At 58.1% G+C, this 234-nt stretch carries 1 protein-coding gene; it reads left to right on the top strand.

Going from position 1 to position 234, the window contains the following annotated elements; all coding sequences use genetic code 11:
- Positions 1 to 31: 31 nt before the first annotated feature.
- Positions 32 to 234, top strand: a 203-nt coding sequence (locus tag AAEY78_RS15045; protein WP_352340313.1) for a hypothetical protein, incomplete at its 3' end; no start/stop codon positions are given.

The following is a 234-nucleotide window of genomic DNA, read 5'->3' on the forward strand; positions in this document are numbered from 1 at the left end:
TGACTACACCTACAGCCTGGCAGGCGGGAAGATGGAAAAAGCCATCCCCGGCTGCAAGGTGCGCTCGCCCTGGTACGACCTCGACCTGGACGGAAAACTGGAAGATGGCTCACTGCGCTATCACTATCGCCTGAGCCAGAAAAAACGTTGGCTGACCCATGCCGAAGTCACCAGCGATGCGTTCGGCAAGATGATTGAAGAAGCTCGGGCCTGTGCCGAGCAGGTGCATCAGGT

It is taken from the genome of Psychrobacter sp. 16-MNA-CIBAN-0192 (assembly GCF_040309565.1).
Classification (GTDB): Bacteria; Pseudomonadota; Gammaproteobacteria; order Pseudomonadales; family Moraxellaceae; genus Psychrobacter.